General features: G+C 70.1%; 20 protein-coding genes, 1 pseudogene and 1 riboswitch. Of the genes and pseudogenes, 13 read left to right on the forward strand and 8 right to left on the reverse strand.

All coding sequences use genetic code 11. The features are described 5' to 3' along the window. From ACTWQJ_RS15290 to ACTWQJ_RS15305, 4 genes and pseudogenes are all read left to right on the forward strand, one after another. Window positions 1-748 (forward strand): annotated as a pseudogene (locus ACTWQJ_RS15290) (ABC transporter ATP-binding protein); the annotation flags it as partial. Between the two features lie 162 nt (window positions 749-910). Then, window positions 911-1,798 (forward strand): FadR/GntR family transcriptional regulator, encoded by an 888-nt coding sequence (locus ACTWQJ_RS15295; RefSeq protein WP_224736671.1) that lies wholly within the window; start codon window positions 911-913, stop codon window positions 1,796-1,798. Between the two features lie 448 nt (window positions 1,799-2,246). Next, window positions 2,247-3,785 (forward strand): RNA polymerase sigma factor, encoded by a 1,539-nt coding sequence (locus tag ACTWQJ_RS15300; protein ID WP_443307180.1) that lies wholly within the window; start codon window positions 2,247-2,249, stop codon window positions 3,783-3,785. A gap of 135 nt (window positions 3,786-3,920) precedes the next feature. Continuing rightward, window positions 3,921-4,769 (forward strand): S1 family peptidase, encoded by an 849-nt coding sequence (locus ACTWQJ_RS15305; protein WP_443307181.1) that lies wholly within the window; start codon window positions 3,921-3,923, stop codon window positions 4,767-4,769. 118 nt (window positions 4,770-4,887) lie between these two features. Here ACTWQJ_RS15305 and ACTWQJ_RS15310 read toward each other — a convergent pair whose 3' ends face one another. Next, complete coding sequence (locus ACTWQJ_RS15310; protein ID WP_443307182.1) at window positions 4,888-5,118, reverse strand: DUF7455 domain-containing protein; 231 nt, start codon at window positions 5,116-5,118, stop codon at window positions 4,888-4,890. Window positions 5,119-5,559: 441 nt separating this feature from the next. On the opposite strand from ACTWQJ_RS15310, the gene ACTWQJ_RS15315 reads away from it, so the two are divergent. From ACTWQJ_RS15315 to ACTWQJ_RS15325, 3 genes are all read left to right on the forward strand, one after another. Then, window positions 5,560-7,683: a DNA gyrase/topoisomerase IV subunit B gene (locus ACTWQJ_RS15315; RefSeq protein ID WP_443307183.1), complete on the forward strand. Its 2,124-nt coding sequence runs from the start codon at window positions 5,560-5,562 to the stop codon at window positions 7,681-7,683. Window positions 7,684-7,815: 132 nt separating this feature from the next. Next, window positions 7,816-8,355 (forward strand): DUF485 domain-containing protein, encoded by a 540-nt coding sequence (locus ACTWQJ_RS15320; RefSeq protein ID WP_443307184.1) that lies wholly within the window; start codon window positions 7,816-7,818, stop codon window positions 8,353-8,355. Beyond that, complete coding sequence (locus ACTWQJ_RS15325) at window positions 8,352-9,944, forward strand: solute symporter family protein (protein WP_443307185.1); 1,593 nt, start codon at window positions 8,352-8,354, stop codon at window positions 9,942-9,944. The genes ACTWQJ_RS15320 and ACTWQJ_RS15325 overlap by 4 nt, the downstream gene beginning before the upstream one ends. A 27-nt stretch (window positions 9,945-9,971) precedes the next feature. Here the strand turns inward: ACTWQJ_RS15325 and ACTWQJ_RS15330 are convergent, their stop codons facing one another. The 4 genes from ACTWQJ_RS15330 to ACTWQJ_RS15345 all read right to left on the reverse strand — a co-directional run bounded on the left by ACTWQJ_RS15330 (window position 9,972) and on the right by ACTWQJ_RS15345 (window position 14,697). Then, a complete protein-coding gene (locus ACTWQJ_RS15330) occupies window positions 9,972-10,652 on the reverse strand; it encodes a response regulator (RefSeq protein ID WP_443307186.1) in 681 nt (226 codons plus the stop codon). Then, window positions 10,649-12,331: a sensor histidine kinase gene (locus ACTWQJ_RS15335; RefSeq protein ID WP_443307187.1), complete on the reverse strand. Its 1,683-nt coding sequence runs from the start codon at window positions 12,329-12,331 to the stop codon at window positions 10,649-10,651. The genes ACTWQJ_RS15330 and ACTWQJ_RS15335 overlap by 4 nt, the downstream gene beginning before the upstream one ends. Window positions 12,332-12,426: 95 nt before the next feature. Beyond that, window positions 12,427-13,386: a sucrase ferredoxin gene (locus ACTWQJ_RS15340; protein ID WP_443307188.1), complete on the reverse strand. Its 960-nt coding sequence runs from the start codon at window positions 13,384-13,386 to the stop codon at window positions 12,427-12,429. A 54-nt stretch (window positions 13,387-13,440) separates the two neighbouring features. Further along, on the reverse strand, window positions 13,441-14,697 hold the full coding sequence (locus ACTWQJ_RS15345; RefSeq protein ID WP_443307189.1) for a citrate synthase: 1,257 nt from the start codon (window positions 14,695-14,697) through the stop codon (window positions 13,441-13,443). A gap of 98 nt (window positions 14,698-14,795) precedes the next feature. Here ACTWQJ_RS15345 and ACTWQJ_RS15350 point away from each other — a divergent pair, with 98 nt between their 5' ends. Then, a complete protein-coding gene (locus ACTWQJ_RS15350) occupies window positions 14,796-15,962 on the forward strand; it encodes a citrate synthase/methylcitrate synthase (RefSeq protein WP_443307190.1) in 1,167 nt (388 codons plus the stop codon). Between the two features lie 171 nt (window positions 15,963-16,133). On the opposite strand, the gene ACTWQJ_RS15355 is transcribed toward ACTWQJ_RS15350, so the two are convergent. Both ACTWQJ_RS15355 and ACTWQJ_RS15360 read right to left on the reverse strand, forming a co-directional pair. Then, window positions 16,134-16,370, reverse strand: coding sequence for a hypothetical protein (locus ACTWQJ_RS15355; RefSeq protein ID WP_129801056.1), 237 nt, complete (start codon window positions 16,368-16,370; stop codon window positions 16,134-16,136). Window positions 16,371-16,560: 190 nt separating this feature from the next. Continuing rightward, complete coding sequence (locus ACTWQJ_RS15360; RefSeq protein ID WP_443307191.1) at window positions 16,561-17,112, reverse strand: DUF6082 family protein; 552 nt, start codon at window positions 17,110-17,112, stop codon at window positions 16,561-16,563. Window positions 17,113-17,433: 321 nt separating this feature from the next. On the opposite strand from ACTWQJ_RS15360, the gene ACTWQJ_RS15365 reads away from it, so the two are divergent. Further along, the gene (locus tag ACTWQJ_RS15365) at window positions 17,434-18,507 is read left to right on the forward strand and encodes a CobW family GTP-binding protein (protein WP_443307192.1); all 1,074 of its coding nucleotides are present in this window, start codon (window positions 17,434-17,436) and stop codon (window positions 18,505-18,507) included. Here the strand turns inward: ACTWQJ_RS15365 and ACTWQJ_RS15370 are convergent. After that, the gene (locus tag ACTWQJ_RS15370) at window positions 18,504-20,960 is read right to left on the reverse strand and encodes a DNA gyrase/topoisomerase IV subunit A (RefSeq protein ID WP_443307193.1); all 2,457 of its coding nucleotides are present in this window, start codon (window positions 20,958-20,960) and stop codon (window positions 18,504-18,506) included. The two genes, ACTWQJ_RS15365 and ACTWQJ_RS15370, sit on opposite strands and share 4 nt — an antisense overlap. A gap of 337 nt (window positions 20,961-21,297) precedes the next feature. Here ACTWQJ_RS15370 and ACTWQJ_RS15375 point away from each other — a divergent pair, with 337 nt between their 5' ends. The 4 genes from ACTWQJ_RS15375 (at window position 21,298) to ACTWQJ_RS15390 (ending at window position 26,077) form a co-directional block, all read left to right on the forward strand. Further along, window positions 21,298-22,662 carry a M16 family metallopeptidase gene (locus tag ACTWQJ_RS15375; protein WP_443307197.1) on the forward strand — a complete coding sequence of 455 codons (1,365 nt, stop codon included), beginning with the start codon at window positions 21,298-21,300 and terminating at the stop codon, window positions 22,660-22,662. Then, on the forward strand, window positions 22,659-24,047 hold the full coding sequence (locus tag ACTWQJ_RS15380; protein WP_443307194.1) for a M16 family metallopeptidase: 1,389 nt from the start codon (window positions 22,659-22,661) through the stop codon (window positions 24,045-24,047). Before ACTWQJ_RS15375 ends, ACTWQJ_RS15380 begins: the two co-directional genes overlap by 4 nt. A 203-nt stretch (window positions 24,048-24,250) precedes the next feature. Then, window positions 24,251-24,415, forward strand: a riboswitch (cyclic di-AMP (ydaO/yuaA leader). 13 nt (window positions 24,416-24,428) lie between these two features. Beyond that, entirely contained in the window at window positions 24,429-25,193 is a 765-nt protein-coding gene (locus ACTWQJ_RS15385; RefSeq protein ID WP_443307195.1) for a M23 family metallopeptidase, read from the forward strand. 188 nt (window positions 25,194-25,381) lie between these two features. After that, entirely contained in the window at window positions 25,382-26,077 is a 696-nt protein-coding gene (locus ACTWQJ_RS15390) for a GntR family transcriptional regulator (RefSeq protein WP_443307196.1), read from the forward strand. Window positions 26,078-26,230 lie beyond the last annotated feature (153 nt).

Genomic DNA, 26,230 nt, shown 5'->3' on the forward strand with positions numbered 1-26,230 from the left:
GCGATACGAGCTGCGGCGGGCCGTCGGAGTGGGTACCGGATTTGTCACCGGGGCCGTCGTGCTCGTCGTGTCCGCGCTGACCGCCGTATTTCTCGCTGGCGTCGGACACACACCACAGGCACGCCTCCTCGCCGCGTGGCCGCAGGAAGCGCCGCTGCCGCCCGCGGCGCTCGGTGCGGGCCTGCTCGGGGCGCTGGCCTTCGGAGACGAGTTCCGCTACCCCGCACTGGCGGCGGACCGCGGCACGGTGCCACGCCGGCTGGGGCTGCTTGCCGCCAAGCTCCTCGTCTCCGCGGCCACTGCGCTGATCCTGGCCGTCCTCACGTTGGGCTGCGACGCCGAAGTGCTCTATCTCGTATACGGACGGGAGCTCGTGCAGGTTCCCTCGGACTGGCTCTCCCTGACCGCGAGTTGGCTCGGGCTCACGGTGGGATGTGCCTGGGCCGGCGTGCTGGCCGCCGGTGTCTTCCGGTCCACAGCGGGCGGGCTTGCCGCGGTGGTCGCCGTGCCGATTGTCGTCGTACCCCTCGTACAAAAGGCCTTCGAGGGACCTTCCGTGCGGACCGCGGCCGGTCTTCCCATGCGGGCGCGCGAGCTGTTCCTGCTGCAGTGGCCCTTCGGGGGAGAGCGCTATCTGTCCGCCTTGGCCCGGGTGATTGCCCAACCCGTGGGCGGCGCCCTGACGTTGTCCCTGACCGCCCTGCTCTGCGCGTTTCTGCTCACGACCCTACGGAGCAGGACCCGATGACCACCGTCCGCACCCTTCCGGTCCCGGACTGTGCACAACTCCCTCGGGAAAGCCCATTTCTTTCCGATAAGGCGTCAATTGCGACGGGGTGAGCGATCACCCTTTCGTGTGCTTTTCACCAAAGACCTCAAGGCAGTTGAAGAGGGCGCCGACAAAGGATCCGTGAGTACCCTTGCGCACACCATGATGACCCCCGCCCGCTCCGCAGACTCCGGCCTCTCCGGCCCGGGCGAAGCCGACCGCTACCCCTACGCCGAGGCCCCTGCCCCCGACCGCGTCGGCGCCCCCGCCTGGGAGGGCGCGGACCCCGAGCTGGGCCGTGCGGGCCGGCGCGCCGCGGGCAGCCGCGGACGCGGACTGCACGGCCAACTCGTCCAGCAGCTGGGCCAGATGATCGTCTCGGGCGACCTCGGGGCCGACCGTCCGCTGGTGCCCGAGGAGATCGGCCAGCGCTTCGAAGTCTCCCGCACCGTCGTCCGTGAGTCGCTCCGCGTCCTGGAGGCCAAGGGCCTGGTCAGTGCCCGCCCCAACGTGGGCACGCGCGTGCGTCCCGTCAGTGACTGGAACCTGCTCGACCCGGACATCATCGAATGGCGGGCCTTCGGGCCGCAGCGTGATGATCAGCACCGCGAGCTGAGCGAGCTACGGTGGACGATCGAACCGCTCGCCGCGCGGCTCGCCGCCGGGCACGGACGCGAGGACATCCAGCAGCGGCTGGCCGACATGGTGGAGATCATGGGCCACGCCCTGGGGCGCGGTGACGCGCTCACCTTCGCTCGCGCCGACGCCGAGTTCCACTCGCTGCTCATCCAGGTCGCGGGCAACCGCATGCTGGAGCACCTCTCCGGCATCGTCTCCGCCGCCCTCCACGTGTCGGGCGGCCCGGCCACGGGCTGTGACCGGCCGAACGAGACCTCCCTGGCCCACCATGGCCGCATCGTCGACGCCCTGGCCACCGGCGACGGTGCCGCGGCCGAGGCGGCGATGCGGCAGCTGCTCACCGTCCACCCCGAGGTGGAGCGTGTGGTGCCCGCCCCGCGCGAGCACTGACCGCACACCGCGGGGCGTCGCGGCCGAAAGGTGTTTCCTTCCCCGGCATCGCTCGGCCGGCGAGTCGTCGTCCGTCGGACCCCGCAGGATCTTTCTCGATCCGCGGGGTCCGACGGCGCGACGCGGTGAGGCCTTGAGGGCGGTGCTGGTCGAGGCCGCCCACAGTGGTGACCTCTCTGCACCCCAGGGTGACCTCCTCTGTCCGTGTATGACAGTTTTTGAGTGCTTACGTGGTGTGACTCGGGCCACGCAGATTGGGCGTAACGCTCGCGGCGGCACCGCGATGACCTAAGAGGTGACAGCCGCGGAGGGAATACGGACGCCATTCATGGCGCTGTGCATCTTCCCGGCCCCCGCCCGCGCCGTCGGCCATCCCCAGTCGGCGGTCGGCTCCTGTCCGTCGTGGACGGGGCCGGAAGTCGTTTTCCAACATTCCGAGAGGTTGTTCGTGTCGGCCAGCACATCCCGTACGCTCCCGCCGGAGATCGCCGAATCCGTCTCTGTCATGGCGCTCATTGAGCGGGGAAAGGCTGAGGGGCAGATCGCCGGCGATGACGTGCGTCGGGCCTTCGAAGCCGACCAGATTCCGGCCACTCAGTGGAAGAACGTACTGCGCAGCCTCAACCAGATCCTCGAGGAAGAGGGTGTGACGCTGATGGTCAGTGCCGCAGAGCCCAAGCGCACCCGAAAGAGCGTCGCAGCGAAGAGTCCGGCCAAGCGCACGGCCACCAAGACGGTCGCGGCGAAGACGGTGGCGGCCAGCAAGGCCACCGCCTCCACGGCTGCCCCCGCCGCGCCTGCCGTCGACGATCCGGCCGAGGAAACAGCGCCTGCCAAGAAGGCCGCTGCCAAGAAGACGACCGCCAAGAAGGCGGCCGCCAAGAAGACCGTCGCCAAGAAGGCGGCGCCCGCGAAGAAGACCGCCGCCAAGAAGGACGACGCCGAGCTCATCGAGGAGGAGGTGCTCGAGGAGGCCAAGGGCGGCGCGGAGGAGCCCGAGGGTGCCGAGAGCGCCGGCTTCGTGCTGTCCGACGAGGACGAGGACGACGCTCCCGCCCAGCAGGTCGCCGCAGCCGGTGCCACCGCCGACCCGGTCAAGGACTACCTCAAGCAGATCGGAAAGGTCCCCCTGCTCAACGCCGAGCAGGAGGTCGAGCTGGCCAAGCGCATCGAGGCGGGTCTCTTCGCCGAGGACAAGCTCGCCAACTCCGACAAGCTCGCGCCCAAGCTCAAGCGCGAGCTGGAGATCATCGCCGAGGACGGCCGCCGCGCCAAGAACCACCTCCTGGAGGCCAACCTCCGTCTGGTGGTCTCCCTGGCCAAGCGCTACACCGGCCGCGGCATGCTCTTCCTGGATCTCATCCAGGAGGGCAACCTCGGTCTGATCCGCGCGGTCGAGAAGTTCGACTACACCAAGGGCTACAAGTTCTCCACGTACGCCACCTGGTGGATCCGTCAGGCGATCACCCGCGCCATGGCCGACCAGGCCCGCACCATCCGTATCCCGGTGCACATGGTCGAGGTCATCAACAAGCTCGCGCGCGTGCAGCGCCAGATGCTCCAGGACCTGGGCCGCGAGCCCACCCCGGAGGAGCTGGCCAAGGAGCTCGACATGACCCCGGAGAAGGTCATCGAGGTCCAGAAGTACGGCCGCGAGCCCATCTCCCTGCACACCCCGCTGGGCGAGGACGGCGACAGCGAGTTCGGTGACCTCATCGAGGACTCCGAGGCCGTGGTCCCGGCCGACGCGGTCAGCTTCACGCTCCTGCAGGAGCAGCTGCACTCCGTCCTCGACACCCTGTCGGAGCGCGAGGCGGGCGTCGTCTCGATGCGCTTCGGTCTCACCGACGGTCAGCCGAAGACCCTCGACGAGATCGGCAAGGTGTACGGCGTCACGCGTGAGCGCATCCGCCAGATCGAGTCCAAGACCATGTCGAAGCTCCGCCACCCGTCGCGTTCGCAGGTGCTGCGGGACTACCTCGACTAGGTCGCGGTCGTACGACGTCGAAGGCCCGGCACCCCGAGGGGTGCCGGGCCTTCGACGTGGGGCGGAGCGGGTGCGGCGCTCCGTCTACTGGATCACTCTGGGTTTCCCATGAACACCTCAGAGTGAGGAGTACGCATGCGTCGTCCCTTTGTCCGTGCGCTGGCCCGGCCGCTCGTCCTGGCGGCCGCCCTGTCCGCGATACCGCTGGCTGCCGTCGCCCCGGCGGCCGCAGACGGCATTGTCGTGGGCGGCTTCCCGGTCGATGCCTCCGAGAGCCCCTGGGTGGTGGCCCTGTCCAGCCGTGACCGGTTCGGGGGTACGCGGTCGGGACAGTTCTGCGGCGCTGTGGCGGTCGGCCCGAAGACCGTTCTCACCGCGGCCCACTGCCTTTCTGAGGACGCGCTGGGGGCACCGCCGGAGCAGACGCGCGACCTGAAGGTCATAACGGGGCGTACGGATCTGCGCTCGACCGAGGGCCGGGAGATCCCCATACGCGAAAGCTGGGTGAATCCGAAGTACGACAGTGAAAGCAACGCCGGGGACTTCGCCGTGCTCACCCTCGCCGAGTCGCTGCCGCGCGACGCGGTCATGGGCATGGCCGCCGCGGGCGATCCGGCATACGAAGCCGGTACCGGCGCCATGGTCTACGGCTGGGGCGATGTCACAGGGGCCGGGGACTACGCCGCCGGACTGCGGGCCGCACGCGTGCACGTGCTGCCCGACACCCTCTGCGAGGAGGCCTACCCCGGCATGGGCGGCGGCGCGTATCTGGCCGACGCCATGGTGTGTGCGGGGGAGAAGGTGGGCGGTCGGGATGCCTGCCAGGGGGACAGCGGGGGGCCGCTGGTCGCCCAGGGCAAGCTGATCGGGCTTGTGTCCTGGGGGAGCGGCTGCGGACGGGCCGGCAGCCCGGGTGTCTATACGCGGGTGTCCGACGTCATCCGGAGGCTGGGCTGGGAGAGCGCCGCACAAGAATCGCATTAGGGGCTCTGGCGGAGCCCGAGCGGGACCGCCTGGGACGAGGACGGGCGGCCGACCCTGACAGCAGGGGCAGCCGCCCGGTCATCGGCCTGTATCGGGCTGGCTCGTCGCGGACGGAGGGTCAGCGCTCTTCTTCGTTAGCGGTGCCCGGAACGGTGGTGAGGCGTTCCGTCTCGTCCTGTATCTCAGCGGCGATCTTCTTGAGTTCCGGCTCGAACTTGCGGCCGTGGTGGGCGCAGAAGAGCAGTTCTCCGCCGCTGAGCAGGACCACGCGCAGGTACGCCTGGGCGCCGCAGCGGTCGCAGCGATCAGCGGCCGTCAGCGGGCTCGCGGGGGTCAGAACAGTAGTCACGTCGCCTCTTCTCTAGCTCGACGAGCTGTCGTACCAGGGTCAACATCCAACCAGCCCGAAAACGTTCCCGCTCGCGGCTTTTCCTCGAAAGATTTTTCCGAGGCGGCTGTGTGCTGCCGGGTGGCGGCGAATGTGCCGTATTGCGTGTCTATGTGTCTTACGGGTTCGCGCAGTCTGTCGGTGTCGGTCCTCCCGGCTGGCTTGCCGGTTTGTTCATGAGGACGTGCCCGGAGCCTAAATGGTTCATGCCTCGAAGGGAACGTGATGTGTGCTTCACTCCATCGAGGGATCGAACGTGTATGCGACTCTGGACTAGTCTGAGTTCGGAGCGAGGGTGGCGTTACAACGGCTCTACCAGGCCTCGGTACCCTCTGAGCGGCAACCGAAGCCGTGCCCTTACCCAGATGGGCCCCCAATGAAATTCAGCGAGGAGCGAACCGCGTGACCGCCGAAACGTCCGTGCCGTCCACAGCGCTGCTGGCAGGAGCAGACCGGGACGGTTCCAACTACACCGCGCGGCACCTGCTCGTCCTGGAGGGGCTGGAAGCCGTTCGCAAGCGACCTGGCATGTACATCGGCTCGACGGACAGTCGTGGCCTGATGCACTGCCTGTGGGAGATCATCGACAACTCCGTGGACGAGGCCCTCGGCGGGTACTGCGACCACATCGAGGTGATCCTGCACGACGACGGCTCGGTGGAGGTGCGGGACAACGGCCGGGGCATCCCGGTCGACGTCGAGCCCAAGACCGGCCTCTCCGGTGTCGAGGTCGTCATGACCAAGCTGCACGCCGGTGGCAAGTTCGGCGGCGGCTCGTACGCGGCCTCCGGCGGCCTGCACGGCGTCGGCGCCTCTGTCGTGAATGCCCTGTCCGCCCGGCTGGACGTCGAGGTCGACCGCGGCGGCCACACCCACTCCATCAGCTTCCGGCGGGGTGTCCCCGGCGCCTTCGCCGCGCTGGGACCGGACGCGAAGTTCGAGCCGAAGAGCGGCCTGCGCAAGGCGAAGAAGATCCCCAAGACCCGCACCGGCACGCGCGTGCGGTACTGGGCCGACCGCCAGATCTTCCTCAAGGACGCCAAGCTCTCCCTGGAGAACCTGCACCAGCGCGCGCGTCAGACGGCGTTCCTGGTGCCCGGCCTGACGATCGTCGTCCGGGACGAGTACGGCCTCGGCGAGGGCGGCAGCAAGGGCGAGGAGTCCTTCCGTTTCGACGGCGGCATCAGCGAGTTCTGTGAGTTCCTGGCCACCGACAAGCCGGTCTGCGACATCCTCCGCCTGACCGGACACGGCACCTTCAAGGAGACCGTCCCCGTCCTCGACGAGCACGGCCAGATGACTCCCACCGAGGTCACCCGCGAGCTGGGTGTCGACGTCGCACTGCGCTGGGGGACCGGCTACGACACGACCGTCAGGTCGTTCGTCAACATCATCGCCACGCCCAAGGGCGGCACCCATGTCGCCGGCTTCGAGCAGGCCGTCGCCAAGACGGTGAACGAGGTGCTGCGCGCCAAGAAGCTGCTCCGCGTCGCCGAGGACGACGTCGTCAAGGACGACGCCCTGGAGGGCCTCACCGCGGTGGTCACCGTCCGCCTCGCCGAGCCGCAGTTCGAGGGGCAGACCAAGGAGGTGCTCGGCACCTCGGCGGCCCGTCGCATCGTGAACAACGTGGTCTCCAAGGAACTCAAGGCCTTCCTCACCGCCACCAAGCGGGATGCCGCCCAGCAGGCCCGCGTGGTGCTGGAGAAGGTCGTCGCCGCCGCGCGCACCCGCATCGCCGCCCGCCAGCACAAGGACGCGCAGCGCCGCAAGACGGCACTGGAGTCCTCGTCGCTGCCCGCCAAGCTCGCCGACTGCCGCAGCGACGACGTGGACCGCAGTGAGCTCTTCATCGTCGAGGGAGACTCCGCGCTCGGCACTGCCAAGCTCGCCCGGAACTCCGAGTTCCAGGCGCTTCTGCCGATCCGCGGCAAGATCCTCAACGTCCAGAAGTCGTCCGTCACGGACATGCTCAAGAACGCCGAGTGCGGCGCGATCATCCAGGTCATAGGAGCGGGGTCGGGCCGGACGTTCGACATCGACGCGGCCCGCTACGGCAAGATCATCATGATGACCGACGCCGATGTGGACGGCTCCCACATCCGCTGCCTGCTCCTGACGCTGTTCCAGCGCTACATGCGGCCCATGGTCGAGGCGGGCCGGGTGTTCGCCGCGGTGCCGCCGCTGCACCGGATCGAGGTCATCCAGCCCAAGAAGGGCCAGGACAAGTACGTCTACACGTACTCGGACCGTGAGCTGCGCGACAAGCTCATGGAGTTCCAGAGCAAGGGCATCCGCTACAAGGACTCGATCCAGCGCTACAAGGGTCTCGGTGAGATGGACGCCGACCAGCTGGCCGAGACGACCATGGACCCGCGTCACCGCACCCTGCGCCGGATCAACCTCTCCGACCTGGAGGCCGCGGAGCAGGTGTTCGACCTGCTGATGGGCAACGACGTCGCCCCGCGCAAGGAGTTCATCTCCAACTCGGCGGCGACGCTGGACCGGTCGCGTATCGACGCGTGACCGCTGTGCTGGGCCAGAGCCGGGGACGGGTGACTTTCGTCCTCGGCTCCAGCAGCGGATTCGGTCACCTGATGGGGTGAAGGGCAGAGGGAAGAAGAGTCAGGGATCTTCCCGGTCTGTCCATGCTTGGGCATGCACGCAAGCAACGATCGTTCCTGCGAAGGCGGGGGCGGTCCCGAGAGTTCGTTCGAGAAGACCGAGGATCGCTACCCGTACGACGATCCCTGGTACGACGCCCTGGCCTCCGGCTGGGGCGAGTCGGGTGGCGCGGCGGAGCTGGTGACGCCCGTTCCGGCGGCGCGTACGGAAGGGTCCGAGCCCGCGGACCGGGCGGTGGCCGCGGGCCAGGTCTACCTCGAGGTACAGCGCAGCGCTGCCTTTCAGGAGGTGCGCAGCCGGTACCGGAGGTTCGTGGTGCCGGCGGTGGCCGGCTTCTTCGTCTGGTACGTGGCGTACGTCGTCGCGGCGACGACGGCTCCGGGACTGATGGCCCGGCCCGTGGTGGGCGCGGTGAACGTGGCGATGCTGGCCGGGCTCGGGCAGTTCCTCAGCACCTTCCTGCTGACCTGGGCGTACGCCCGGCATGCACGCCTGCGCAGGGATCGGGCCGCGCTCGAACTGCGCTGGGAGACCCAGGAACTGGCCCGCAGCGTGCGAGGCGGTGCGTCGTGACGGGCAATCATCAGACGCTGGCGCTGCTGCTGTTCAGCGGGTTCGTCGCCATCACGTTGGGGATCACGGCCTGGGTGAGCCGCAACCGGCATGGTTCGGCGGAGGAGTTCTACGCGGGCGGACGTCTCTTCTCGCCCATGGAGAATGGTTTTGCCATCGCCGGCGACTACATGTCGGCCGCCTCCTTCCTGGGCATCTCCGGGCTCATCGCGCTCTTCGGCTACGACGGGCTGCTGTACGCGGTGGGCTTCCTGGTGGCGTGGCTCGTGGTGCTGTTCCTGGTCGCCGAACTGGTGCGCAACTGCGGCAGGTTCACCCTGGCCGACGTCGTCGCCGCGCGGATGCGGGAGCGGCCGGTGCGGATCGCGGCGGGAACCTCCTCCGTCACCGTGTCCGTTCTGTATCTGGTGGCGCAGATGGTGGGTGCGGGCAGCCTGGTCGCGCTGCTGCTGGGCGGGGCGAGCGAGGCGGCGCAGTCCTGGACCGTCATCGGTGTCGGGGCGCTCATGGTCGTCTATGTGTCGTTGGGAGGTATGCGGGCCACCACGTGGATTCAGATCGTGAAGGCGGTCCTGCTGATGGGCGGGGCGATCGCCCTCACCGTGCTCGTCCTGGTGCGGTTCCACGGTGACTTCGACCACCTGTTGCGCTCCGCGGCGGAGCACAGCGGTCACGGGGACGCGTTCCTGGCGCCGGGGCTGACGTACGGCGGGGACTGGACCGCCCGTTTCGACTTCATCAGCCTCGGTCTCGCCCTGGTGCTGGGGACGGCCGGGCTGCCGCACATTCTGTCCCGGTTCTATACCGTGCCCACCGCGCGGGCGGCGCGGCGTTCGGTCGTGTGGGCGATCGGGCTCATCGGCGGCTTCTACCTGATGACGATCGTCCTCGGCTTTGGTGCGGCGGCGATTGTGGGACCTGAGGCGGTACGCGGCTCGAACGCGGCCGGCAACACGGCGGTTCCGCTGCTGGCACTCGACCTGGGCGGCGGCGCGGATTCCACCGGAGGAACGGTTCTCTTCGCGATCGTCGCCGCCGTCGCCTTCGCCACCATCCTCGCGGTGGTCGCCGGAGTCACGCTCGCCTCCTCGGCGTCCGTGGCCCATGACCTGTATGCGTCACTGCGCCGTCGGAAGGCCGAGCAGCGCAGCGAGGTGAGCGTCGCACGGGCGGCCGCGGTGGGTATCGGCGTGGTCGCGATCGCGCTCGGCATCCTCGCCCGCGACCTCAACGTCGCCTTCCTTGTGGGGCTCGCCTTCGCCGTCGCCGCGTCCGCCAATCTGCCGGTGCTGCTCTACTCGCTGTTCTGGCGTGGCTTCACCACCCGTGGCGCGGTGTGGGCCGTCTACGGCGGGCTCGTTCCGGCCGTGGCGCTCGTGCTGCTGTCACCGGTCGTGTCGGGCAGCCCCGAATCGCTGTTTCCGGGCCTGGACTTCCAGTACTTCCCGCTGCAGAACCCGGGCCTCGTCTCGATCCCCCTGGGCTTCCTCGCGGGCTGGCTCGGCACGGTCACCTCGGCGGAGGCACCGGACGAGGCCAAGCACGCGGAGACCCAGGTGCGGTCCTTGACCGGGGCGGGTGCCGTGTAGGAACCGGAGCCCCTCCCGACCGTGTCCTCAGGCGCGGGTCGCCCACACGTAACGGTGCTCCGGGCGGCCCGCGTCGCCGTACTTGAGGGTCAGCGTGGCCCGTCCCGTGCGTTCCAGGAGCTTCAGATAGCGCTGAGCGGTCTGACGGCTCACCCCTGTCCGTTCGGCGATCTCCTGGGCCGACAGAGGGCCCTCGGCGTTCATCAGGGACTGCCGTACGAGCTCGGCGGTGGTGGGGGAGTGCCCTTTGGGCAGATCCGGCTCCGACGGCGCGGACAGCGCGCCGAAGATGCGGTCCACCTCGGCCTGTTCCGCCTCACCGCCGCTGTCGAGGGTCCGGCGCAGCTCCGCGTACGCCTCCAGCTTGGCGCGCAGCCCTGCGAAGGCGAACGGCTTGACCAGGTACTGCAGCGCGCCCTGCCGCATCGCCGCCTGGACCGTCGAGATGTCGCGAGCCGCCGTGACCATGATCACGTCCGTCTGGTGGCCGCGTCGGCGCATCTCCTGCACGACCGCGAGACCTGTCTCGTCGGGCAGGTAGTGGTCCATGAGGACCAGGTCCACCTGAGGCAGCGCCTCCAGCTGACGCAACGCCTCGGCCGCGTTGTGCGCCTCTCCGGCGACACGAAAGCCCTGCACCTTCTCGACGTACGCGGCGTTCACCCGCGCGACCCTGGTGTCGTCGTCCACGACCAGGACCTCGATCATCGCGACTCCTCCTCGGCGGTGGCCGGTTGGCCTGATGGCACGGTGAGGGCCGGTTCCGGGTCCGGTTCGGCCGGCGCCAGCGCCTCGGGCAGGACGACGGTGAACTCAGCGCCGCCGCCCGTAGCCTCGCCCACGGTGGCCGACCCTCCGTGCCGCTCCGCCAGCCTGCGGACCACGGCGAGCCCGATGCCCCGCTCCCGGTGCGCGGGCGGCCGCTTGGTGGACCACCCTTCGGTGAAGATCAACTCTCGCAGCTCCGGCGGGACTCCGGGCCCCGTGTCCCGCACCGTGAGCACCGCGGTACGCCCCTCGGCGTGCAATTCGACCTCCACGCGCGCGTGCGGCGTGCCCGCGACGGCGTCGAGCGCATTGTCCACCAGGTTGCCGACGATCGTGACCAGCTCCCGGGCGTCGATCACCCGGTCCGGGAGCCGGGTGTGGCCCGAGATCCGCAGCGCGACGCCCCGCTCGGCGGCGACGGTCGCCTTGCCGACCAGCAGGGCGGCCAGCAGCGGGTCCTTGATCTTCTCGGTGACCTGTTCCGCAGTGTCCCGATGGGCGCCGACGACCTCTCCGACGAACTCCACGGCGTCGTCATACATCTCCAGTTCGAGCAGCCCCAGGAGGGTGTGCATACGGTTGGCGTACTCGTGGTCCTGGGCGCGCAGTGCGTCGATCAGGCCGCGCGTGGAGTCCAGCTCCCGGCCGAGCTCCTCCAGTTCGGTGCGGTCGCGCAGGGTGGCCACGGCGCCGCCGTCGCCGGTCGGCATGCGATTGGCCACCAGGACGCGCGGGCCGCGCACGGTGAGCAGGTCGGTGCCCATGACCCGGCCCGCCAGCACGTCGGCCGTACGGCCCGCGCCGAGCGCCTCGTCGGGGGAGCGGCCCACGGCCTGGTTCCCGATGCCCAGCAGGCGCTGCGCCTCGTCGTTCAGCAGGCGGATGCGGCCGGTGCGGTCCAGGGCGACGACACCCTCCCGGATGCCGTGCAGCATCGCCTCGCGCTCCGCCAGCAGGCCCGCGATGTCCGAGAAGGCCAGGTCCCGGGTCTGCCGCTGGACCCGCCGGGAGATGAGCCAGGCGGCCAGCGCGCCGACGGCCAGGGCACCGCCGGCGTACGCCAGCAGCTCGGGGATCGCGTGGATGAGCCGGGCGCGGACACTGTCGTAGGCGATACCCACGGAGACGGCTCCGACGATGTCCCCGTCGCCGTCGCGCAACGGCACCTTCCCGCGCGCGGAACGGCCCAGGGTGCCCTCGTCGATCTCCATGACCTCCTGGCCGGCCAGCGCCTCGCTGGGGTCCGTCGAGACGTGCCTGCCGATCTCCGCGGGCTCGGTGTGCGACCAGCGCACGCCCCGCCGGTCCATCACCACCACGTACTCGGCCTTGGTGGCCTTCCGGATCCGTTCCGCCTCCCGCTGGACCGGCCCGTCGGCCGTCGCGGGCGTCCGCTGCAGCTCCTCGGCGAGCTGCGGCTGGGCCGCGGTGGTCTGCGCGATCGCGAGCGCTCGCCGCATGGCCTGGTCGTCCAGCTGGTCACTCAGCGGTGCGAGGAACAGTCCGGTGGCGAGCACCGCGACTCCCGCGGCGATCGCCACCTGCATCAGCAGCACCTGCGAGAACACCCGGCGTGGCAGGCCGAGGCGCAGGCGGCGCATGGGGTGAGTCCGGCTCATACCCATGACGGTACGTGGGGGAACGGTTCTGCCGTAGAGGGAGGTGTGGACCTCGCGTCCGGGCCGGCCCGCGCCACCCTCGGGCGGGCCGGAGGTCAGCTCGCGAGTGCCGTCGGTGTCAGTTCGCGCACGGCCACCACGTCCATACGCGCTGGGGCGCCGAGGACCGAGGTTCCGCAGCTCTCCGGGCGGGGCGGCAGGGACGCGCCCTGGGCCACCACGACCCGCCAGTGGCGTCCGTCGGCATGCGCCACGGTCACCTCCCAGCGAGGCGCCGCACCGTCCGTCCGTACCGCGTTCTCGGTCCGTACGACGCTCAGCGCGTCCGCCGCGAACTCCCGCACCGCCGTACGCACCGCCAGCTCGGCCGCCTGACCGGGCCGTTCCCAGGCCGAGCTCCCGCGGCACCCCTCCAGGACGATCCGGCCCTCCTGGACCCCGTGCAGGACCTCCTTGACGGTGTGGGCCTCGGCGCGGCCGTATGCGTAGCCGTACGGCAGGACGAGCACGGTCGGCGAGAAGCGATGACCGCCCAGATGAGTGACCTCCCAGATGCCCCCCACCCCGAAGGCGGCGAGCTCGGCCGCGAGGGGACGGCCGAGGAGGGCGCAGCAGCGGTCGCGCTTGCCGTTGGTGCAGACGAGCGCGAGCGGACCGCCGGTGTGCGGGCGGCCCTGAAGCGCGGTGTCGAAGGTGCGGTGGTCACCCGAACCGAGCGCGGTGAAGTCGAGGTCGAGCAACCGCTCCGGGTCGGCGGTCGTGGCCGTGTGCAGCCACGCGTTGCCCGGCGTGGTGTGGGCGGCGTACAGCCGACGCACCGCGGGCGTGCCGCAGTCGGCGTGGCGCCCGGGGCGGCGGATGAGCGCGATCCGTACGCCCGTGCCCTTGGCGGTCGCCTCCAGGGCTCGGCCCAGTGCGGGGTCCAGGTGGCTCGAAGTGAGCGCCCTGGCGCCCCACGGACCCGGCTGTTCCAGCAGGAGCCAGGTCCTTGCTGTGGCCGCGGTTCCGGAAATGGGCTCGTCGAAGTCCCGCGAGACGGTCGCGCACGTACTCACAGAGGTGAGCCTAACCTGACTTCGTGCAGGGTGACTTCCGGCCCCGTTCGTGTCCTACTCCGGCAAGGGCTGCGGCGGCTTCGCGCCCACGTAGTGTCCGCTGGGACGCATCCGCAACGGCCGCTCCCGGTACTCCTCCAGCGCGTGGGCGATCCAGCCCGCCGTACGGGCCATTGCGAAGATCGTCTCCCCGGCCGTGGCCGGCATCGCGCAGGACGTGGTGAGCACGGCCAGTGCCAGGTCGACGTTGGCGTGCAGCGGGGTGTGACGGGCGGCGGTGGCCGCCACGTCCCGTGCGGCGGCCAGGGCGGGCGCTGCCTGGGGGATGTCCTCCAGGAGGCGGAACAGGGCACGCGCGCGTGGATCCTCGCCGGGATAGAGCCGGTGCCCGAGGCCCGGGATGCGGCGGCCGGTCCGGAGCTCCTCCGCGACCACGGGCGCCGCGTCGCCCTGGTCGAGGACGTCGAGCAGCATCCGATGGGCGAGCCCGCTGGCTGCCCCGTGCAGGGGGCCCTCGATCACGCCGAGCCCGGCGGAGACGGCGGCGTAGGCGTGTGCGCGGGCGGACGCCGCCACGCGCACCGCGAGCGTCGACGCGGCCAGGTCGTGGTCGACGAGCAGGCCGAGAGCGGTGTCCAGGGCGCGTAGCGACACCTCGTCGGGGTCCCGCCCGCTGAGCCGCGCCCACAGACGGTGTGCCAGCGGGCCCTCGCCGCGGTGGGCGCGGCGCACGGGCGGGAGGGCGGCGACGACGGTGGGGATCAGGACGCGTGCCGTGCCCAGCACGGCTTCCTCGGAGAGGTCGAAGCGCAGGGGGTCCGCGGTTGCGGCGGCGATCACGGCGACACGCAGCCGGTCGGTGGCGCCGGTGTGTTCGGGCAGGGCGTCGACGGCGCGGCGGGCGACGGAGACGGATGCCTTGGGTGCGTCGAAAGTGACGCCCGGGTGCAGGTGCCCGGTCCACAGCCACTCGGCGATCTCCTCGTAGGAGTGGCGTGCGGCCAGCTCGGTCGCGTCGACACCACGGAAGTAGTACCGGTCCTTGTCGATGAGCGTGATGCGGGTGCGTACGGCCAGGTCGGTGCCGGTGCCCGAATTCCCTCCGGTCTCCCGCCTGTTGCGCCGGGCGAGTGCCTCCACCTCACCGGCGTCGAACGTGCTGCCCCGGCCGCCGGGCACGCGCTCGCTGCTGAGCTGACCGCGGCTCACGTAGGCGTACACGGTCTCGGGCTTCACGCCGAGCAGTTCGGCGGCCTCCTTGGTGCTCAGCCGCTGTTCCCGCCGGACGGCGTCCGGTTCTTGATCGCGCATGGGATTCACCGTATCGGCCTGGACGACACATTGATTGAGTCAATATTGACAGCAATTAGTCAAGCATAGACAGTCAAATCAAGTTCAGGGAGGAAATCATGTCCGTCAACAGGTCCGCAGCCATCTCTGTCGACGTACCGCGGGGACTCGCGGGTGTCGTCGTGACCGACACCCAGATCGGTGACGTACGGGGTCTCGAGGGCTTCTACCACTACCGCCAGTACTCCGCCGTCGAACTCGCCCAGTCCCGCGCCTTCGAGGACGTCTGGCATCTCCTGGTCCACGGGGAACTGCCGGACGGCGAACGCGGTGCCGCCTTCGCCGCCGAGACGGCGGCGCTGCGGCGGCTGCCCGCCGAGGTGTCGGCGGCGCTGCCCGCCATCGCGGCGGCCGGCGGACGCTCGGGCCCGCTCGCCGGGCTGCGTACGGCGCTGTCCCTGCTGGGCGCGGCGCAGGACTTCCGCCCCGTGTACGACATCGACGCGGACCGGCGCCGCACGGACACCGTCGTGGCGGCCGCGGCCGTACCGACCGTACTCACGGCGCTGCACCGCCTGGGGAAGGGACTGGAGCCGGTACCACCGCGCGAGGACCTGCCGTATGCGGCGAACTACCTCTACATGTTGACGGGCTCGGAGCCGGACCCGCAGCAGGCGCGGGCGATCGAGCAATACCTGATCTCAACCATTGATCACGGATTCAATGCATCAACCTTCACCGCCAGGGTCATCGCGTCCACCGGCGCCGACGTCGCGGCGTGTCTCGTGGGGGCGGTGGGAGCGCTGTCCGGGCCGCTGCACGGGGGTGCGCCCAGTCGGGCGCTGGACACGCTGGACGCGATCGGCACGGTGGACCGGATCGACCCATGGATCCGGGAGCGTGTCCTCGCCGGTGACCGCATCATGGGTTTCGGCCACCCCGTCTACCGTACGGAGGACCCTCGCTCCCGCATGCTGCGGGGCATTGCTCAGCAGTTCGGTGGTCCTCTGGTGGACTTCGCGGTGGAGGTCGAGCGCCGGGTGGAGGCGATCCTGGCCGAACTCAAGCCCGGGCGTGAACTGCACGCCAATGTCGAGTTCTACGCCGGCGTGGTGATGGAGCTCTGCGGCTTGCCCCGCGAGATGTTCACACCGACCTTTGCGGCGGCGCGGGTGGTGGGTTGGAGCGCCAACATCCTGGAACAGGCGCAGGACCCGAAGATCATCCGCCCGGCGGCGCGGTATGTGGGGCCGGGGGCGCCGGTCAAGGTGCCGGAGACGGCCTGACGAACGCGTGCGGCCTGGTGTCGTTCCGACGCCAGGCCTCATCGGTGGGGATCGAGCAGGCGCGGGATGCCGGTCTGCTCGCCCGACGGGCTCCGGTTCGCTCAACGGTTGTGGGCGGCCGGGGCGATGGACGGCACGAGTCTGGGGTGGACGCGATCTCGTGCGGTGATATCAGGCGTCGGGGATGTCTGCCTTGGCGCGAATCAGGGTCTCCCGGCTCACGATCACGATGCGCTCGTAGTCCGCGCGGGAGGCGTCGGCAGGCAGTTCACGCTCCAGCGCCTCGGTGGCCTCCGTGCCGATGACGGCGAAATTGCCGTCGCTCAGCTCGAAGAGGTCAGGGCAGTTGGCTCCCGAGGTACTGCCACGGGCGCTCGGAGGCACACCGATGCGGCGCACGATCTTCAAGGGGTACCGGTCCTTACGGAGGTTCGGGCACTGTATCGCGCTGCATTCTGACAGGTGCGGCTGCCGCAAGGGGCGCAAACTCACTCAGGCGTCCCAAGAGTTGACCCGTGTGACATACGGCAGCGTGGTGATCATGCTCCCGTGACATCGGCCGTGCGTGTGATCAAGCGGATCACACGCTGTCCGGTCATCAGGTCGATGGCGGGTTGCCCACCACCCACCACTCGTCGGTGTCGGCTTCGTCGAGGTCTCTGATGAGACCGTCGACCATCAGCCCGATCCTCGCCTCGTCGGACGACTGCTTCAGAGTCGCGCGCTGGGCCCTCGAGGCCTCCCAGTACTCCCGGAGGAGGGGACTCTGGAAGATCTCGCGCAGGCGTCCGAACAGCTCCTCCTGGTCCAGGATTCCCGCTTCGTAGAGGTGGTAGAGGTTGACGTACCAGGCGTTCGCGTAAAAGAACTGGCGTCGCTTCTCCGCCGGGATGCTCTTGTCGTAGGTGTCGATCACCGCGGCCAGCGAGGGATCGTCGATCGCCTTGGCCAGCAGTTCCCAGTGCATGCGCTGCTGATGTGCGATCGTCGTGCGGCGGGATGCGAGTTCTTCCAGTTCCAGTCGCTTCACTTGCAGGCGGGCCTCCTCAAGACGCCGCTGGCGGGCAACCAGCGTCACCGTGGCGGTCGCGAGCATCAGACCGGCTGCGGCGGAGGCCAGCCTCCCCGCGGTGTTCTTCCGTGTGGCCATGTCAACCCCCGAATCAGGCGGCCGTCCGCCGGTCGTCGGGGTGCGGGTCGACTGGAGGGGACCGGCGAGCGGTGGGCGGCGCTTGCCGTCTCCCAGAGTGCCGAGCGGCTCTGATCGGCGGGGAGGCGGAGAGGAGGCGCACGGAAGGAAGCGAGGGTCGCACGAACCGGCGCCTTGCCGAACGTCTGCCCCGCAAGCGCTGCTAACAATCGTTCACTTCGCGGGGATTCTTGGTGCTCGTATCCTGGGGCGGCATTCAATTCTCGTAGGGTGCGCCGGACCGCGAACCGGTGCACGCGTAGGCGTGAGAGAGGTCGCACGGTGGGGGAGCGCCCGAGCCCGCAGCAGATCCCGGTCGTCGTACTCGCCGGATTCCTGGGCTCCGGCAAGACGACGCTCCTCAACCATCTCCTCCATCGCAGCGGCGGCAGCCGTATCGGCGCCATCGTGAACGACTTCGGGGCCATCGAGATCGACGCGATGGCCGTGGCCGGTGCGCTGGGGGACTCCACGGTCTCCCTGGGCAACGGGTGCCTGTGCTGTGCCGTCGACGCCAGTGAGCTGGATGTCTACCTCGAACGGCTGGCGCGGCCCGGCGCCGGTATCGACGTCATCGTCATCGAGGCCAGCGGGCTCGCCGAGCCACAGGAGCTCGTACGCATGGTGCTGGCCAGCGAGAATCCCCGCGTGGTCTACGGCGGCCTCGTCGAGGTTGTGGACGCCGCCGAGTTCGACGACACCCGCACGAAGCACCCCGAGATCGACCGGCACCTCGGCCTGGCCGACCTCGTCGTGGTCAACAAGATCGACAGGACGCCCGACGCCGGACACGCCCTCGCCCTCGTCCGCTCCCTCACCGACGGTGCCGCCGTCGTCCCGGCGACGTACGGCCGTATCGATCCGGAGTTCCTCTTCGACTGCCGACCGTCGCAGGAGCGCGTCGGACAGCTGTCCTTCGACGACCTGCACGACCACGATCACGAGGGCGAGCACGGCGACCATCTGCACGCCGCCTACGACAGCCTGTCCTTCGTCTCCGACGTGCCCCTGAACCCGCGCAGGCTGATGGAGTTCCTCGACAGTCGGCCCGAGGGGCTGTACCGGATCAAGGGGTACGTCGACTTCGGCGCCCACGACCCCCGCAACTGCTACCTCGTGCACGCCGTCGGCCGGTTCCTGCGCTTCTATCCCGAGCCCTGGGCCGCCGGCGCCGGCCGTGTCACCCAGCTCGTCCTCATCGGCTCCGACATCGACGCCCACACCCTCGGCAAGGAACTTCAGGCGTGCAAGAGCGACGCCCCACACGCCGACGAGCAAGGCATGTGGGGCGTCCTGCGCTACGTCCAGAACTCCGAGGAACCGGATTCCGACGATCCGTCCGAACCGTCGCCCTAAACCGGCCCCGCCACCGACGCCACCGGCTTCGCCAGCGACACTCCCGAGCCGTCGCGGCGCGGGTCGAGCTCGGGTAGGTCGGTCGGCGAGCCGTTCTTCTGCGCGGCCCGCGCCGGGGTGGCGCCCGCCCAGGCGAAGGACAGGCAGTCCTCGCCCTTCAGGAACCGCTGGCAGCGCACGCCGCCGGTGGCGCGGCCCTTGCGCGGGTACTGGTCGAACGGGGTCAGTTTCGCGGTCGTCTGGACGGAGTCGTCCAGCGTGCCGCGCGAGCCCGCGACCGTGAAGACGACCGCCTCCGCCGCCGGGTCGACCGCGGTGAAGGAAATGACCTTGGCGCCGTCCGTCAGCTTGATGCCCGCCATACCGCCTGCCGGGCGGCCCTGGGGGCGGACCTGCGAGGCCTGGAAGCGCAGCAGCTGTGCGTCGTCCGTGATGAAGACCAGGTCCTCCTCGCCGGTGCGCAGCTCGACCGCGCCGACGATCCGGTCGCCCTCCTTGAGCGTGATGACCTCCAGCTCGTCCTTGTTGGCCGGGTAGTCGGGGACCACGCGCTTGACGATGCCCTGTTCCGTGCCGAGTGCCAGGCCGGGGGAGGACTCGTCGAGCGTGGTCAGACAGACGACCGTCTCGTCGTCCTCCAGGGAGACGAACTCGGCGAGCGGCGCGCCTCCGGCGAGGTTCGGGGCCGTCGCCGTGTCCGGGAGCTGCGGAAGGTCGACGACGTTGATCCGGAGCAGGCGGCCGGCCGAGGTGACCGCACCTACCTCGCCGCGGGCCGTGGCCGGCACCGCCGAGACGATCACGTCGTGCTTGGTGCGCCGAGCGTCGGCGTCCTCCGCGAACGGCTCGCCGTTCGCCGTGCGGGCCAGCAGGCCCGTCGAGGACAGCAGCACCCGGCACGGGTCGTCCGCCACCTGGAGCGGTACGGCCGCGGCCGGGGTCGCCGCGGACTCCAGCAGGACCGTACGCCGCTCGGTGCCGAACTTCTTGGCCACCGCGGCCAGTTCGGAGGAGACCAGCTTGCGCAGCTCCGCGTCCGACTCGAGGATCCGGGTCAGCTCCGCGATCTCCGCGGTGAGCCGGTCCTTCTCGGCGTCCAGCTCGATGCGGTCGTACTTGGTGAGGCGGCGCAGCGGTGTGTCCAGGATGTACTGGGTCTGGATCTCGCTCAGCGCGAAACGCTCCATCAGGCGTTCCTTCGCCTGCGCGGAGTTCTCGCTGGAGCGGATCAGGCGGATCACCTCGTCGATGTCCACCAGCGCCGTGAGCAGGCCCTCGACCAGATGCAGCCGGTCGCGCTTCTTGCCGCGGCGGAACTCCGAGCGGCGGCGCACGACCTCGAAGCGGTGGTCGAGATAAACCTCCAGGAGCTCCTTCAGGCCCAGCGTGAGGGGCTGGCCGTCCACCAGCGCGACGTTGTTGATGCCGAAGGACTCCTCCATGGGCGTCAGCTTGTAGAGCTGCTCCAGGACCGCCTCCGGCACGAAACCGTTCTTGATCTCGATCACCAGGCGCAGCCCGTGCTCACGGTCGGTGAGGTCCTTGACGTCGGCGATGCCCTGGAGCTTCTTCGAGCCGACCAGGTCCTTGATCTTCGCGATCACCTTCTCCGGGCCGACGGCGAAGGGCAGCTCGGTGATGACCAGGCCCTTGCGGCGCGCCGTCACGTCCTCCACGGACACCGTCGCCCGCATCTTGAACGTGCCGCGGCCCGTCTCGTAGGCGTCGCGGATCCCGGACAGGCCGACGATCCGGCCTCCGGTGGGCAGATCGGGGCCCGGAACGTGGCGCATCAGGGCGTCGAGATCGGCGTTCGGGTGCCTGATCAGGTGGCGGGCGGCCGCGACGACCTCGCGCAGGTTGTGCGGCGGCATGTTGGTCGCCATACCGACCGCGATGCCCGAGGAGCCGTTGACCAGCAGGTTCGGGAAGGCGGCGGGCAGAGCCACCGGCTCCTGCTCCTGGCCGTCGTAGTTGGGGGTGAAGTCGACGGTGTCCTCGTCGATCGACTCCGTCATCAGGCTCGTCGCCTCGGCCATGCGGCACTCGGTGTACCGCATCGCGGCCGGCGGGTCGTCGTTGCCCAGCGAGCCGAAGTTGCCGTGGCCGTCGACCAGCGGCACACGCATGGAGAAGGGCTGGGCCATGCGTACCAGGGCGTCGTAGATGGAGGCGTCGCCGTGGGGGTGCAACTTACCCATGACCTCGCCGACGACGCGGGCGCACTTCACATAGCCGCGGTCGGGGCGTACGCCCATCTCGTTCATCTGGTAGACGATGCGGCGGTGGACGGGCTTGAGACCGTCACGGGCGTCCGGCAGGGCCCGGGAGTAGATGACCGAGTACGCGTACTCGAGGAAGGAGCCCTGCATTTCGTCCACGACGTCGATGTCGAGGATCCGCTCCTCGTATGAGTCGTCGGGCGGCGGGGTCTTCGTGCTGCGGCGGGCCATCGCTGCCGGCTCCTCCTGGTTTCTGGTCGCTCGCCTACGGGGGCGCTCAGGTCGCTGTCGCGCCCCTTCGGCTCACGCTTGCTGAAGCGTTCGACGGATCTGACGCGGTCCATTGTGGACCGCGCCACTGACAACGCGGACCCTGGACCCCGTCGTCGGCCGCCCGGCCCCGCGCTGCCCGCAGGCTACGCCCTCGCGCCGGGTGACCCGCTTCTCGCTCTCGGCGTACGGGCTCCGGGAACTTCACACCTGGTCGGCGCGCTTGCATACAGTGGCAGGACGGCAGGAAATCGGCGGTTTCACCGACCGCACCGCGATCGAAGGGACGTACATGCCCATGGGTCACACGGCCACAGCCCAGGCAGGCTCCGGCGGCCTGACAGCGACCGAGCACCGCCTGGCCAATGGCCTGCGCGTGGTGCTCTCCGAGGACCACCTGACCCCGGTCGCGGCGGTGTGCCTCTGGTACGACGTCGGCTCGCGCCACGAGGTCAAGGGACGTACCGGTCTGGCTCACCTTTTCGAGCACCTGATGTTCCAGGGCTCCGCGCAGGTGAAGGGCAACGGGCACTTCGAGCTGGTGCAGGGCGCCGGCGGCTCGCTGAACGGCACCACCAGCTTCGAGCGCACCAACTACTTCGAGACCATGCCCACCCACCAGCTGGAGCTCGCCCTCTGGCTGGAGGCCGACCGGATGGGCTCGCTGCTCGCGGCCCTCGACGACGAGTCCATGGAGAACCAGCGGGACGTCGTCAAGAACGAGCGCCGTCAGCGCTACGACAACGTTCCCTACGGGACCGCTTTCGAGAAGCTGACCGCCCTCGCCTACCCGGAGGGCCACCCGTACCACCACACGCCCATCGGCTCGATGGCCGACCTGGACGCCGCGACCCTGGAGGACGCGCGCGCGTTCTTCCGCACGTACTACGCGCCCAACAACGCGGTGCTGTCCGTCGTCGGTGACATCGACCCGGAGCAGACGCTCGCCTGGATCGAGAAGTACTTCGGCTCCATCCCCTCCCACGACGGCAAGCCGGCCCCGCGCGACGGCGCGCTGCCCGAGATCATCGGCGAGCAGCTGCGCGAGATCGTCGAGGAGGAGGTCCCGGCGCGCGCCCTGATGGCCGCCTACCGGCTCCCGCACGACGGCACGCGCGCGTGCGACGCGGCCGACCTGGCCCTCACCGTCCTCGGCGGCGGCGAGTCGTCCCGCCTCTACAACCGGCTCGTACGGCGTGACCGTACGGCCGTGGCGGCCGGATTCGGCCTGCTGCGGCTGACCGGAGCGCCCTCCCTGGGGTGGCTGGACGTGAAGACCTCCGGTGACGTCGAGGTGCCGGTCATCGAGGCCGCCATCGACGAGGAGCTCGCCCGGTTCGCCGAGGAGGGCCCCACGGCCGAGGAAATGGAGCGCGCCCAGGCCCAGTTGGAGCGCGAGTGGCTGGACCGGCTCGGCACGGTCGCCGGCCGCGCCGACGAACTGTGCCGGTACGCCGTGCTGTTCGGCGACCCGCAGCTCGCCCTGACCGCCGTCCAGCGCGTGCTGGACGTCACGGCCGAAGAGGTCCAGGAGGTCGCCAAGGCCCGCCTGCGCCCCGACAACCGCGCGGTGCTCGTCTACGAGCCGACCGCCGCCGAAGCCGCCGAAGCTGGCGAAGCTGCCGAACCCACCGACGACAACAACGAGGAGGCGGCCCAGTGACCGAGCTCGCCACGATGGAGTTCCACCCCCAGCCCCGGGCGGGCGAGGCCAGGCCGTGGGCCTTCCCGGCGCCCACGCGCGGGACGCTCGACAACGGTCTGACGGTCCTGCGCTGCCACCGCCCCGGCCAGCAGGTCGTCGCCGTCGAGGTGCTCCTGGGCGCGCCCCTGGACGCCGAGCCGGCCGGTCTCGACGGCGTCGCCACGATCATGGCGCGGGCCTTCTCCGAGGGCACCGACAAGCACTCCGCCGAGGAGTTCGCCGCCGAGCTGGAGCGCTGCGGCGCCACCCTCGACTCGCACGCCGACCACCCCGGCGTCCGCCTGAGCCTGGAGGTCCCCGCCTCCCGCCTGGCCAAGGCCCTCGGCCTGCTCGCCGATGCACTCAGGGCGCCCGCATTCGCCGACAGCGAGGTCGAGCGGCTCGTGCGCAACCGCCTCGACGAGATTCCGCACGAGCTGGCCAACCCGTCCCGCCGTGCCGCCAAGGAGCTCTCCAAGGAGCTGTTCCCGGCGACCTCGCGCATGTCGCGCCCGCGCCAGGGCACGGAGGAGACGGTCGCCGTCATCGACTCCGCGGCCGTACGTGCCTTCTACGAGAAGCACGTCCGGCCCGTCACGGCCAGCGCAGTCGTCGTCGGCGACCTCACCGGCGTCGACCTCGACGCGCTGCTCGGCGACACCCTGGGCGCCTGGACCGGTTCCCCGGCCCAGCCGCGCCCCGTGCCGCCGGTGACCGCCGACGACACCGGCCGGGTCGTCATCGTGGACCGCCCCGGCGCCGTGCAGACCCAGCTGCTGATCGGCCGCGTCGGCTCCGACCGGCACGACCGCGTGTGGCCTGCCCAGGTGCTCGGCACGTACTGCCTGGGCGGCACCCTCACCTCCCGCCTGGACCGTGTCCTGCGCGAGGAGAAGGGCTACACCTACGGCGTGCGCGCGTTCGGCCAGGTGCTGCGCTCGGCGCCCGACGGCAGCGGCGCCGCGATGCTCGCCATCAGCGGCTCCGTCGACACGCCGAACACCGGTCCCGCCCTGCAGGACCTCTGGACGGTGCTGCGCACGCTCGCCGAGCAGGGTCTGACCGATCCCGAGCGGGACGTCGCCGTACAGAACCTCGTCGGGGTGGCGCCGCTCAAGTACGAGACCGCGGCGGCCGTCGCGAGCACGCTGGCGGACCAGGTCGAGCAGCACCTGCCCGACGACTACCAGGCGACGCTGTACCAGCAGCTCGCCGCGACGGGCACCGTCGAGGCCACCGCGGCGGTCGTCAACGCCTTCCCGGTGGACCGTCTCGTGACCGTCCTCGTCGGCGATGCGGCGCAGATCAAGGAGCCTGTCGCGGCCCTCGGTATCGGCGAAGTCACCGTCGTCACGGCCGAGTAGAAGGCCTGACAGCGGCACGCGCGCGTAGGGGCCCTGGTGACGAAAGAGTCACCAGGGCCCCTTTATGTCCCAATTGAGGGAGAGGCTACCTGTCTGACCTGTGGCATGCGCTACAAAAGCCGTGTTCCGTTTGGGGATTGAAAGATGCCCCGTTTAGCGTCTTCCGGGCTGTCCGTCAGGCAGTGCGCCGCGCCCGCGGCACCGGACAGTCATCGCCGAGTCCCCGAACGGCGCGAGCCAGGGGAGCCGGGGACCCAACGATGCAGTCCCTGGGGTGAATCGGACGCCCGCGCGCAGCGAGGGGGTCCGTAGGAGACCTTCCTGCTCCGAACCCGTCAGCTAACCCGGTAGGCGAGAAGGAAGGAAAGGACCAGCCACTTCATGGCGTTCACCCGCGCCACCGGGAAGCATCGTCGTCCCAGCCGGATGCAGCGCACGACCGCCCGCGCCGCGGGCGTCGCCGCGCTCACCACCACCGGCGTCGTCGGCACTCTGGCCGCCCCCGCGCTCGCCGCCGAGCCGGCGCTCGAACAGACCGGCCTGCTGCCGGTCGTCACCATCGGCGACTCGGTCGCCGACCAGATCGACGCCCAGGCGGCCGCCCAGCAGCAGGCCGCCGAGGAGGCCGCCGCCGAGAAGGCGGCCGAAGCGGCCGCCGAGAAGCGCGCGGAGGAGCGGGCCAAGGAGGCGCGCGAGGCCAAGGAGCGGGCCGCCCGTGAGGCCGAGCGCAAGCGCCTCAACACCTATGTGCTGCCCATCACCGGCTCCTATGTCTCCACCGGCTACCAGTCCGGCGGCTCCCTGTGGTCCTCCGGCAGCCACACCGGTGTCGACTTCCACGCTGCGAGCGGCACGCCCGTCCACGCGGTCGGTTCCGGCACCGTCGTCGAGGCCGGCTGGGGCGGGGCGTACGGCAATCAAGTCGTGATCAAGATGAACGACGGTACGTACACCCAGTACGGCCACCTGTCGTCCATCGCCGTCTCGGTCGGCCAGACGGTCACCCCGGGACAGCAGATCGCCCTCTCCGGCGCCACCGGCAACGTCACCGGAGCACACCTGCACTTCGAGGCCCGTACGACCGCCGAGTACGGCTCGGACATCGACCCCCTGGCCTACCTCCGCTCGCACGGTGTGAACGTCTGACGACAGGCGGCTGCGCTGCCCGAAGCCCTGGCTCCCCGAGCCGGGGCTTTCGGCGTTTCAGGGGTCTGTTTGTCCAAAAAATATCCATGGATTCCGGCCCGCCATCGGAAATTCCGGCTCTTTGCAATAGAGTCACTGAACACACGTCAATCGTCGACGTTTCACGGGGATTAAGGCGGAGGTCGGTCATGCGTATTCCGGCGCACTCGGTGTGCACGGCGATCCGGGACGACATCGTCGCGGGTGTCTACGAGCGTGGCGGCCGGCTCACCGAGGAACTCCTCGCGCGCCGCTACGGCGTCTCGCGCGTCCCCGTCCGGGAGGCCCTGCGCACCCTGGAGGCGGAGGGCTTCGTGGTGACCCGGCGGCACGCGGGCGCGTGCGTCGCGGAGCCCACCGAGCAGGAGGCCTCCGACCTGCTGGAGATGCGCATGCTGCTGGAGCCGCTCGGCGCCGCCCGGGCCGCCCAGCGGCGCACCGAGGCCCATCTGAAGGTCCTGCGCGGTCTCGTCCGGCTGGGCCAGGAGCGGGCGAGGAGGGGAAACAGCGAGGATCTGCGCTCGCTGGGCGGCTGGTTCCACGAGACGCTCGCCCAGGCCTCCGGAAGCCCCGCGCTGATCGCCATGCTGACCCAGCTGCGACACAAGATCGCCTGGATGTACGCCGTGGAGGCGCCGGCCAGCCCCGTGGAGTCCTGGACGGAGCACGGCGCGATCGTGGACGCCGTGGCGCGCGGCGACGGCGAGCGCGCGCGGGCCATCACGGCCCTGCACACCGAGCGCGCGACCGGCGCGCACCGGCTCCGGTTCGCCGGCGGCCAGGATCGCACCGACCGTGTGAGGACTTCGCAACACCCCGTAAACATGTCCAGCCTGCGGCATTAACATATGCGCCGTATACAAAGAGGAGATATTCGGTGGCGGTGTATTTCCGCTGCCCTTTTTCTGGCGCGCCGGGAATTCACGTCCGCGCGTCACAGGCATGCCCGCGTGAATTGCGTCGCACCCGCCGTGGAAACGCGTGAGGCCGCTGCGGGA

This window comes from Streptomyces sp. KR55 (genome assembly GCF_052245645.1).
GTDB classification, from domain to species: domain Bacteria; phylum Actinomycetota; class Actinomycetes; order Streptomycetales; family Streptomycetaceae; genus Streptomyces; species Streptomyces flavusporus.

Excerpts from the sequence above, each read along its gene's own strand:
- ACTWQJ_RS15305 (WP_443307181.1), top strand. The coding sequence starts at position 3,921 with ATGCGTCGTCCCTTTGTCCGTGCGCTGGCCCGGCCGCTCGTCCTGGCG.
- ACTWQJ_RS15320 (WP_443307184.1), top strand. The coding sequence starts at position 7,816 with ATGCACGCAAGCAACGATCGTTCCTGCGAAGGCGGGGGCGGTCCCGAG.
- ACTWQJ_RS15330 (WP_443307186.1), bottom strand. The coding sequence starts at position 10,652 with ATGATCGAGGTCCTGGTCGTGGACGACGACACCAGGGTCGCGCGGGTG.
- ACTWQJ_RS15335 (WP_443307187.1), bottom strand. The coding sequence starts at position 12,331 with ATGAGCCGGACTCACCCCATGCGCCGCCTGCGCCTCGGCCTGCCACGC.
- ACTWQJ_RS15345 (WP_443307189.1), bottom strand. The coding sequence starts at position 14,697 with ATGCGCGATCAAGAACCGGACGCCGTCCGGCGGGAACAGCGGCTGAGC.
- ACTWQJ_RS15350 (WP_443307190.1), top strand. The coding sequence starts at position 14,796 with ATGTCCGTCAACAGGTCCGCAGCCATCTCTGTCGACGTACCGCGGGGA.
- ACTWQJ_RS15360 (WP_443307191.1), bottom strand. The coding sequence starts at position 17,112 with ATGGCCACACGGAAGAACACCGCGGGGAGGCTGGCCTCCGCCGCAGCC.
- ACTWQJ_RS15370 (WP_443307193.1), bottom strand. The coding sequence starts at position 20,960 with ATGGCCCGCCGCAGCACGAAGACCCCGCCGCCCGACGACTCATACGAG.
- ACTWQJ_RS15375 (WP_443307197.1), top strand. The coding sequence starts at position 21,298 with ATGGGTCACACGGCCACAGCCCAGGCAGGCTCCGGCGGCCTGACAGCG.
- ACTWQJ_RS15385 (WP_443307195.1), top strand. The coding sequence starts at position 24,429 with ATGGCGTTCACCCGCGCCACCGGGAAGCATCGTCGTCCCAGCCGGATG.
- ACTWQJ_RS15390 (WP_443307196.1), top strand. The coding sequence starts at position 25,382 with ATGCGTATTCCGGCGCACTCGGTGTGCACGGCGATCCGGGACGACATC.